Below are 9263 nucleotides of genomic sequence, written 5' to 3' on the forward strand. Positions count from 1 at the left end.
CTCCCCGGCCCACCCGGCCGCAGCCGCGGCGGGAACGTCGTACTACGTGGATCCGGACGGCAGCGACACCGCCGACGGCCGCACCCCGGCGACGGCGTGGCGCAGCCTGGCCAAGGTCGACGCGCAGACCCTGCTCCCCGGGGACACCGTGCGGTTCAGGGCGGGCGGCCGGTGGAGCGGGCAGCTCAGCCCCAGGGGCTCGGGCACCGCGGCCGACCCCGTCGTGCTGACCTCCTACGGCAGCGGCGCCAAACCGTTGATCGAGGGCGGCGGAATCGTGGACGCCGCGATCAGGATCAGCGACGAGCACGACATCGTCGTGGCCGGCTTCGAGGTCACCAACTCCGGCTCCGGTACGACCCCTCGGATCGGGATCGGGGTCGGCGCCACCGACATGGGTGCCGTCGCGGGCGTCGTCGTACGCGACAACCAGGTGCACGCGATCCAGGGCGCGTCGTCGGGCAGCCAGGCGTCCAACCCCTCCGCCGGCGGGATCATCGTCAGCGCCCGGGGCGAGCGGACGCCCACGTACTACGAGAACCTGGTCATCGAGGACAACGAGGTCTACGACACCCGGTCCTACGGCATCGTCACCTGGTCGCAGTGGATGCAGCGGGAGGGCTGGAACTCCCTGTGGCCGGACCTCATGGGCATCCCGGCCGCCGACTTCCGACCGTGGACGCCGAGCACCGGGGTGGTCGTACGGGGCAACTCCGTGCACGACGTCTCGGCGGGCGGCATCACGGTGATGCAGGCGAGCGGCGCGCTGATCGAGCACAACCGGGTGGAGCGGGCCGCGCAAGAGCACGGCAATGTCGGCATCTGGTGGGCCGGGGCGGACGACACGATGGTGCGGTTCAACGAGGTGTCGGGCACCAAGTACTGGGGGCTGGACGGCGACGGCACCGCCTTCGACGCCGACGCGTCCGTGCATCGCAGCCTGGTGCAGTACAACTTCAGCCATGACAACGAGGGCGGCTTCTTCATCGCGGTGTCGACCGGGAGCGCCCCGGCCGAGGCGACGGTGCGCTACAACGTCAGCCAGGGCGACGCCAATCAGGTGTTCGCGCTCTCGACCAATGCCCGGAACATCGATGTCTACAACAACACGGTCTGGGTGCCGTTGACCCCGTTCATCGCGAACAACCCCGACCGGGCGTCGTTCAGTTTGGTCAAGGTGTGGAGCAGTACGGTCCGGGGGGTCAGGTTCCGCAACAACGTCATCTACGACGGAGCCCTGCTGCCGTACGACGGCTCGGGGGTGGTCGCCTACGACCGCAATCTCTACCAGGACGGCCCGGTCCCCCCGGCGGACAAGGCGGCGCTCACCGGCGACGCGCGGCTGACCGCGCCGGGCACCGCCACCTCGCTCGACGACCTCTCCGGATATCTGCCGGCGGCCGACTCGCCTGTGCTCGGGCGGGGTTTGGACATCGCCCACGACGGCGGCCGGGACGCGGTCGGTACGGCGCTGCCGGCCGGCATGCCCGACCTCGGCGGTCTCCAGCGCACGGCGGGCAGCGGCCGCGACGAGGCCGCCCCGACGGCCGCCACCAGCTTCGGCGACGGCCAGTCGACGTCGCCCGCCGCGCTCACCGACGGTTCGGACCAGGCCACTTGGGCCAGCCCTGACACCGGCGTCTCCTATCCGGGAACCATCACCGTGACGTTCCCGAGTCCGCGCACGGTGTCGGAGGTCGTCCTGGCCACGCACTACGGCCAGGGGCAGGGCATCACCAGGCTCGACGTCCAGACCTGGAACGGCACGGCGTGGACGACTCGGTCGACCGACGCCACGATCGACTGGGCGAGCGACAGCGGGAGTGTCGAGCTCGCCGCGCTGCCCCTGCCGGCCGCGGTCTCCACCACCGGCGTCCGCCTCGTGGTGAAGGCCGCGAACCACACCTGGGGCAATCTGTCCGTCAACGAGATCTCTACCCGCTGACCGTGGCCAGCAGCAGGTCCTCGCCGCTCGACGGGCGCAGCCCGTCGGGGCGGTTCGCGAAGTAGCGGTCGCCGAGCGAGGTCCCCGAGACGTGCCGGGCGTCCGTAAGGCCGGCTTCGCAGGCCAGGGCCAGTGTCTCCTGGGGCGTGTAGAAGCTGATGAACGGCGTCCCGGACGACCGTGCGCCGTTCTCGCTCGCGCGCAGGGCGGGGCGGTCCGTGGCGTCGAGGAGGTCGACCGGCAGCAGGAAGCTCATGGCGAGCGTGGAACCGGGTGCGAGCGCGGCGGTCTGGCGCAGCGTGGCCGCGGTGGCGTCCTTGGTGAGGTACATGCTGACGCCGGTGGAGGCGACGACCGCCGGGCGGTCGCGGTCGAACCCGGCGTCGGTCAGCCGCTCCCACCAGGACGCGCCGGCTTCGAAGTCGACCGGTACGAGGTGCAGCCGGTCAGGGATGCCGTAGCCGAGTTCGACCAGGCGGCGGCGTTTCCATGCCTGCGGGCCGGGCCGGTCGACCTCGAAGATCCGCAGCCGGGCGGCGAGTTCCGGCCGGCGCTGGGCGAAGGTGTCCAGGCCGGCGCCCAGGATGACGTACTGGGTGACGCCCAGGTCCGCCTGCTCGGTGACCAGGTCCTCGATGAAGCGGGCCCGGGAGACCATGGCCGCCCGGAACGCCCTGGTGGCGTCCGGGTCCATGTCCGGCCGTGCGCGCCAGCCGTCGTCGGGGGCGGCGAGCCGCAGGCCGATCTCGTCCTCCAGTACGTGCGGCGGCGGGTCGACCTGGAGGTGCATCGCCCGCCAGAGGGCGGTACGCACCGCGGTGCTGTCCGGTGTGCCGGTTTGATCGTCCGTCATGCCCTGTCCTCTTCCCGTTCCCGTGTGCGCGCGTCGCGCAGCCGACTCCTACTCGTACCGGTACTTCAGCGAGTCCGCCTCCGCCTGCTCGATGTCGGCGATCGTCAGCTCCGGCATCCGCAGCTGGGCCAGGGTGACCTCGGCCGAGGTGGGCTGGGCGTCCGCCGCCGGCCACTGCTCCGGCTTCCAGGCGCCGCTGCGCAGCAGGGACTTGGGGCAGTGCGGGTAGACCTCCTCGATCCCCACCACCAGCGCGCTGGCCGGCGGCTTGCCCACGGCGGTCAGCTGGGACAGCAGCTCCGGGCGGGTGGAGACGCAGGCCCGGCCGTTCACCCGGAGGGTCGTGGTGCGCCCGGGGATGATGAACAGCAGCCCGGCGCGTCCGGTGGCGATGACGTTCTGCAAGGTGTCCAGCCGCTTGTTGCCGGTCGCGTCCGGTATCGCCACCGTCCGGTCGTCCAGGACGGAGACGAACCCGGCGGGGCCGCCGCGCGGGGAGACGTCGCAGTTGCCCTCGGCGTCCGCGCTGGCGACCAGGACCAGCGCCGAGCATCCGATCAACCGCCGGGTCTGGTCGGTGAGTTCGGTCATCTGCTTGCGCACGGCCGCGGCATTGGGGAGTGCGTAGACCCGGCGCAGCGTCTCCTGATCGGTCACGGCGTCGAGGCGGAGCGAGTCGAATGCGCTGCCGGCGAGTGTGGGCGTCATGATCCCGACCCTAACGGTCCGTCCTGCGACCGGACGTCGCCGGTCCGTCCGAGGAGATCGCGCGAGGCTGGCTCAAACCCATCGGAGTCGTCGGGGGCTTAAGTCGTGGCGGGTTCAACTTGGTCTGCACACGTAGTGATCAACAAGGAGTGCTATGACCACCGCGTCGACCTCTGACGCCGAGCTCGTACGTCAACTCGATTCCCTCGCCAAGTACTTCCGCCCCCTGGAGGTGCCGGAACCCGGAGAGCTGCCGCGGGTACAGGAGTTGTGCAGCGTCTCCGACCCCTTTCGCGCCGATGCGGCCGCCGACGAGCTGTTCGTCGCGGCCATGCGGGAGATCAACGCCTGGCACGCCCTGCGCAACCCGCTGTTCGGGGCGTTGTGGAAGGAGGCGGGGGCACCGGATCCGGACAGTGTGGGTCAGGTCGCCGAACTGCCCTACATACATGTGAACTTGTTCAAGAGACATGCGCTGAGCTCGATCGAGGACGATGCCGTGGCGCTGCGACTGACGTCGTCCGGGACGGGTGGCGAGAAGACGGAGATCGGGTTCGACGCCTGGTCCATCGGGGCCGCGCAGCGGATGGACGCCTGGACGGTTAAGGCGCTGGGGCTGATCGACGTCGAGCGTCCCGCCAACTACCTCGTCCTCGGGTACGAGCCGGATCCGCGGCTCACCATGGGCGCCGCGCACGGACTGAACGAGCTGTGCGACTTCGCGCCCGTCGCCTCCGTCCGGCACGCGCTGCGCAACACCGGCGTCGGCCATGAGTTCGACCCCATGGGCTGCGTGGACGCGCTGCTGGAGTTCGCGGCGCGCGAGGAGCCGGTGCGGATCGTCGGCTTCCCCGCGCTGCTGCACACCGTGCTGGAGCGGATGGGGACCATGGGGGTGCCGCCGCTGCGACTCCCCGAGGGTTCCCTGGTGTTGACCGGCGGTGGCTGGAAGAGCCACGCCGACCGGGCCATCGGGCGCGCGGAGTTCCGGGAGGGGATCGAGCGGCGGCTCGGCATCCCGGGTGAGCGGATCCGGGACTGTTACGGCTCGGTCGAGCACTGCCTGCCGTACATCGAGTGCGCGGCGCACCACTTCCATGTGCCGGTGTGGGCGCGGTGCCTCGTGCGGGACGTGCGCACCCTGGAGCCGGTGGGGTACGACGAGGTGGGCTATCTCCAGTTCGTGTCGCCGTTCATCACGGCGCTGCCCGCCCACAGCATCCTGATGGCCGATCTCGGCACCCTGCGTCCGCCGGGTGACTGCGGGATCGCCACACCGTGGTTCGAGGTCCATGGGCGCGCGGGTGTGCGCCGTAACCGTACGTGTGCCGTCGCCGCGGCGGAGCTTCTGGAGGTTCGATGACGACCGTCGCGCAGACCATGACCACGCCCTACTACTGGCAGGGGGAATGGGTCGATGCGGAGGAGGCCGGGCGCCGGCTCGATCGGCTCGGCTCCCTCCTTCCCGCTCTGCCCGGGCCGCTGGACGTCGAGCACGTCCTGTGCGCCTGCGAGGAGTTCGCCGGGACGCTCACCGACCGGGACGGCACGGAGTACAGGCGGCTGTTCGCCGATCTGACCGATCCGGCTACGACGGCGCTGCCCGTCGCCGACGCGGAAGCCGCCCTCGCGGGGCTCGCCGCGGCCCTCGACCGGGGGCTGCTGGCCGCCCAGTTGACGGCGGAGCTCGGCGGCACCGCTCCGCACCGGCCCGCTCCGGCGGCGTTCGCGGGCGGTGCGGCGGAACTGTGGCAGCCGATCGGCACACTGGTGCACATCGCCCCGCGCAACGTGGCCGTCGCGGGCGTGCTCAGCGTCGTCGAGGGACTGCTCACGGGCAATGTCAACGTTGTCAAGACCAGTGGCGGGGAGAGCCTGTTCACCCAGCACGCGCTGGCCATGCTGGCCGACGCCGATCCTTCGGGTCAGGTGCGCGACCGGCTCGTGGTGCTGCGGTTCTCCTCCCGCGACACGGAGTGGCTGCGCCGGCTGTGCCGCCCGGCCGACGCGGTGGCGGTCTGGGGAACCGAGGAGGCGGTCGAGGGGGTCGCGCGGTTCCTGCCGTCCGGGTGCCGGCTGGTCGAGTGGGGGCCGAAGATATCCCTCGCCTATCTCGACCGTACGGGTGACCGCCGGGACGGCCGGGCGCTGCGGGCCCTGGCCCGGGACATCCTGCGCAACGGCCAGCGCACCTGCACGAGCCCTCAGGTCGTCTATGTCGACACGGACGACACGGAGGTGCTGTTCACCGAGGCCCGCGCGCTCGCGGACGCGTTGGCCGCCGAGGCGGACGCGTTCCCCGAGCTGCCGAGGGAGACGGCCGAGCAGGCCGAGGTCACCAACGTCGTCACCGTCGCCCGTCTTGAGGAACACCTGGGCCTCACCCGGACGTTCAGCGGACCCGACGGCCGCTGGCACGTCCTCGCGGACAAGCGCCCCGGCCTCACCGCCTCTCCCCTGTTCGGCACCGTCTGGGTCAAACCGCTCCCGCGCGAGGACATCGTGCGCGTCCTCCACCCGATGCGCCGCTACCTCCAGACCGTGGGCCTGCACACCGCGCCCGACCACGCCGTCCCCGTCGCCACCGAGTTCTTCCGCGCCGGCGCCCTGCGGATCGCCGCGTTGGGCTCCATGCTGGACAGCTACCCGGGCGAACCGCACGACGGCCAGCTGGCGCTCCAGCGGTACAGCCGCAGGGTGAGCATCGCGATGGCGGGGGTGGCCGGGCCCTCCGGGGGCAATGTGCGCTGACATGGGGAATCAACGATCGAATGACTAGCCGAAAACGTTCGTTGACAGTGCGTGTCCGTCCGTAGCACGATCTTGCGGCAGGGGCGGCGGCTACGGGGGTGCCGTCGCCCCCTGCCGCTCCGCCGTCGGCCATGTGCTCCCGACGCCGTCCCTGCCCGGCGTCTCCCTGACGTGCCCGCCGTCTCGGTGTCCTCCGCGATGGCGGCGGCGAACTCGGCCACCTCGGAGGCTTCGAAGACCAGGTGCATGGGGACCTGGAGGCCGGTGCGGGCTTCCCGTTCGCGGACGGCACGGATGGAGTCGCCGCCGAGGGCGAAGAAGTCGTCCGTGGGGCCGAGCGGGCCGGCGCCGAGGACCTCGGACCAGATGTCGGCGATCACCGCTACGAGATCGTCGGTGTCCTGGTCGGGAGTGGTACCGGAGGTCCCCGGGAGGGTCTGCGCGGCGCGGGCCGCGAGCACGGCGTGGTCCGGCTTGCCGTTCGGGGTGAGCGGGAAGTGGTCCAGGGGGATCAGAGCGGCGGGCACCATATGGGCGGGGAGGCGGTCCGTCAGGTGTGTGCTCACCGAGAGCAGTGACAGGTCCGTGCCGTCCTCGTCCAGGACCACGAAGCCGACCTTCGGGACGCTCGGCGCCGTCGATCTGCTGCATCTGGCGGTGCTCGGCTGCTGCATCGCGGCCACCTGGTTTCTCGCCGTGCGCGGCATGAGCCGCCGCCTGTTCGACTGAGGCCCGCCCTCCCTTCGACCGGAGCCCTCGATGACCAACCCCTTCGACGAAACGGACCGTTCCCACGTCGTCCTGCGCAACTCCTTCACCGAGTACTCCCTTTGGCCCGTGGGCAGCACCGTGCCCGACGGCTGGGAGGTCGTCCATGGGGAGGACTCCCGGCAGGCGTGCCTGTCCTACATCGAGGAGCAGGCGGCCTGACGGGGTCGGCGGAGGTAGCGTCCTGCCGTATGGAATCCTCCGCTCAGCCGCGCTCGGCCCGGCCCCGGGCCCGTGATCTCGGGATCGTCGTCGGGGAGTTCGCCCCGGGGCCGCTCGACGCGATCACCGATGTGCCGGGCGTCCGGGTCGGGCACACCACGGTCCGGCTGCCGCCCGATGTGCACAGCGGGGTGACCGCCGTCGTACCGGACGCCGTCGGTCCTAACGCGCCGCTGCCCGCCGGGGTGTTCACCGGCAACGGCTACGGTAAGCTCATCGGCACCACCCAGCTCACCGAACTCGGGGCGCTGGAGACGCCGGTCCTGCTGACCTCGACCCTGTCGGCGTTCCGGGTCGCGGACGCCCTCGTCGGCTGGATGCTGGAGCGGCCCGGCTGCTCGCGCGTGCAGAGCCTCAACCCGGTCGTGGGCGAGTGCAACGACGGCTATCTGTCCGACATCCGCGCCCGCCCGGTGCGCGAGGAGCATGTGCGGGCCGCGCTCGGCTCGGCCTCCGGCAACCCGGTGGCCGAGGGCTGTGTCGGCGCGGGCACCGGCACCGGCGCCCTGGGCTTCAAGGCGGGCATCGGCACATCCTCGCGTACGACGGACCTGGGCGGGCGGCCATACACGGTCGGGGCCCTGGTGCAGGCGAACTTCGGTGGCACGCTGCGGGTGCTGGGCCGCACGATCACCCCGGGCTCCCTCGGGCTGAGCGGCGCGCCGGGACCGGCGGCGGAGACCGGTTCCTGCATGATCGTGGTCGCCACCGACGCCCCGCTGGACGCCCGCCGCCTCAGCCGCGTCGCGCGCCGCGCCGTGTTCGCGCTGGCCCGCGTCGGCGCCGCCTACAGCCATGGCAGCGGCGACTACGCCCTCGCCTTCTCCACCCGTCCGGACTCCGGCGCCTCGGTGCCGGACGACGAGCTGAGCCCACTGTTCGCGGCCGTCCTGGACGCCGTCGAGGAGGCCGTCCTCAACTCCCTGCTCGCCGCGACGACCACCACGGGCCACGCGGGCCGCACCTTGCCCGCGCTGCCCGTGGACCGGCTCCTCGAAGTCCTTGCGGGACCTCTCCCGTCCTGACGCGCCGGCCCCTCGGGCGCCCCGGGCACGGCGTCGGCGCCCAGGACCGGTCGCCCGCACTCCCGCCCACCCGGGCCGCCACCGAGCGGCCCACTCCGCGAAGTCCCTCCGCAGATACCGCCGTTCCACAGGCTTCAGCCCGAGCCGGCGCCGCTCATCGGCCCACCAGACCTCGAACACCGACTCGGTGCCGGCCCTCGGCCACCGCTCGGCGCCCTCCGGCAGCGCGGCCCACCCTCACGGAGTGTCCTCCCGCCTCTTCTGATGTGCCCAGAAGGCCAGTTGGGAGCGGGAGGAGAACCCGAGTTTCGTGTGGATCCGTTCGACGTGATTCTCGGCGGTGCGCCGGGCGATCACGAGCTGTGCGGCTGTCTGCTTGTCGGTGAGCCCCTCCGCGACGAGGTCCGCCACCTCCCACTCCCGCCGGGTGAGCGGCAAGGCGGGGTGTTCCCCGGGCGCGGCCGGTGCCGCGTCCAGGACATACTCCAGCGCCCGGTCCAGGGTGGCCTCGGCGCCGTGCCGGAACGCCCGGTCGAACGCGGCCGCGGTGAGCGCCGCCCGCACCTCCCCCTCGAACCGGCGGTGCTCCTCGCTCATGAACGGCGCCGTGCTGAGGCTCACCCCGATCGCTCCCCACAACAGGTGCAGCACACCCAGCAGCCGGGCCGCCCGCCGTGGTTCGCCCGCGCTGCTCCAGGCGGGTGGACCACTCCACCTGCCGCGGCCCGAACCACTCCCGCTGGGCCCGCCCGGTGAGGGCGAGCATGTGATCGCGGTGCCGGCGGTGCAGTACGCTCTCGCACCCCGATGCGGCGAGCCGCTCCTGCCCGTACTCCCGTACGGTCTCCAGCGTGTGGTAGTGGGAGCGGCCGTCGTGCTGCCGGTGCGTCAGGACGGATTTCTTCACTAGCCCGTCGAGGACGTCGAGCACCGCGGCGGCGGACAGGTCGGCGTGCGCGGCGGCGGAGTGACTGTTCCCATCCCCCCTCCC

The 9263-nt window shown here is 72.0% G+C and carries 10 protein-coding genes; 6 read left to right on the top strand and 4 right to left on the bottom strand.

Features of this window, described 5'->3' with window-relative positions; genetic code table 11:
- The coding region (locus tag CCN72_RS26660; RefSeq protein WP_208638103.1) for a right-handed parallel beta-helix repeat-containing protein at window positions 1-1945 on the top strand (1945 nt) is incomplete at its 5' end.
- Here CCN72_RS26660 and CCN72_RS26665 read toward each other — a convergent pair.
- Window positions 1935-2798, bottom strand: a complete 864-nt coding sequence (locus tag CCN72_RS26665; protein WP_086810292.1) for a class I SAM-dependent methyltransferase — start codon at window positions 2796-2798, stop codon at window positions 1935-1937. The two genes, CCN72_RS26660 and CCN72_RS26665, sit on opposite strands and share 11 nt — an antisense overlap.
- A 48-nt stretch (window positions 2799-2846) precedes the next feature.
- On the bottom strand, window positions 2847-3506 hold the full coding sequence (locus CCN72_RS26670; RefSeq protein WP_086810293.1) for an MSMEG_1061 family FMN-dependent PPOX-type flavoprotein: 660 nt from the start codon (window positions 3504-3506) through the stop codon (window positions 2847-2849).
- Window positions 3507-3660: 154 nt separating this feature from the next.
- Here CCN72_RS26670 and CCN72_RS26675 point away from each other — a divergent pair, with 154 nt between their 5' ends.
- Together CCN72_RS26675 and CCN72_RS26680 are read left to right on the top strand one after the other, a co-directional pair.
- Entirely contained in the window at window positions 3661-4869 is a 1209-nt protein-coding gene (locus CCN72_RS26675; protein WP_086810294.1) for a LuxE/PaaK family acyltransferase, read from the top strand.
- Window positions 4866-6257: an acyl-CoA reductase gene (locus CCN72_RS26680; protein ID WP_086810295.1), complete on the top strand. Its 1392-nt coding sequence runs from the start codon at window positions 4866-4868 to the stop codon at window positions 6255-6257. Before CCN72_RS26675 ends, CCN72_RS26680 begins: the two co-directional genes overlap by 4 nt.
- On the opposite strand, the gene CCN72_RS41720 is transcribed toward CCN72_RS26680, so the two are convergent.
- Window positions 6149-6787 (bottom strand): phosphopantetheine-binding protein, encoded by a 639-nt coding sequence (locus CCN72_RS41720; protein ID WP_358587915.1) that lies wholly within the window; start codon window positions 6785-6787, stop codon window positions 6149-6151. The two genes, CCN72_RS26680 and CCN72_RS41720, sit on opposite strands and share 109 nt — an antisense overlap.
- A 28-nt stretch (window positions 6788-6815) precedes the next feature.
- Here CCN72_RS41720 and CCN72_RS39165 point away from each other — a divergent pair, with 28 nt between their 5' ends.
- From CCN72_RS39165 to CCN72_RS26695, 3 genes are read left to right on the top strand one after another with little or no spacing between them, the layout of a single operon-like run.
- Window positions 6816-6986, top strand: coding sequence for a hypothetical protein (locus CCN72_RS39165; RefSeq protein WP_208638104.1), 171 nt, complete (start codon window positions 6816-6818; stop codon window positions 6984-6986).
- 30 nt (window positions 6987-7016) lie between these two features.
- On the top strand, window positions 7017-7187 hold the full coding sequence (locus tag CCN72_RS26690) for an MbtH family protein (protein WP_086810298.1): 171 nt from the start codon (window positions 7017-7019) through the stop codon (window positions 7185-7187).
- A gap of 29 nt (window positions 7188-7216) precedes the next feature.
- A complete protein-coding gene (locus CCN72_RS26695) occupies window positions 7217-8272 on the top strand; it encodes a P1 family peptidase (protein WP_086810299.1) in 1056 nt (351 codons plus the stop codon).
- A 237-nt stretch (window positions 8273-8509) separates the two neighbouring features.
- Here CCN72_RS26695 and CCN72_RS40820 read toward each other — a convergent pair whose 3' ends face one another.
- On the bottom strand, window positions 8510-8893 hold the full coding sequence (locus CCN72_RS40820; protein ID WP_244174474.1) for a response regulator transcription factor: 384 nt from the start codon (window positions 8891-8893) through the stop codon (window positions 8510-8512).
- Between the last annotated feature and the right edge of the window lie 370 nt (window positions 8894-9263).

The sequence above is a fragment of the Streptomyces murinus genome (assembly GCF_002154555.1).
GTDB lineage: Bacteria > Actinomycetota > Actinomycetes > Streptomycetales > Streptomycetaceae > Streptomyces > Streptomyces murinus.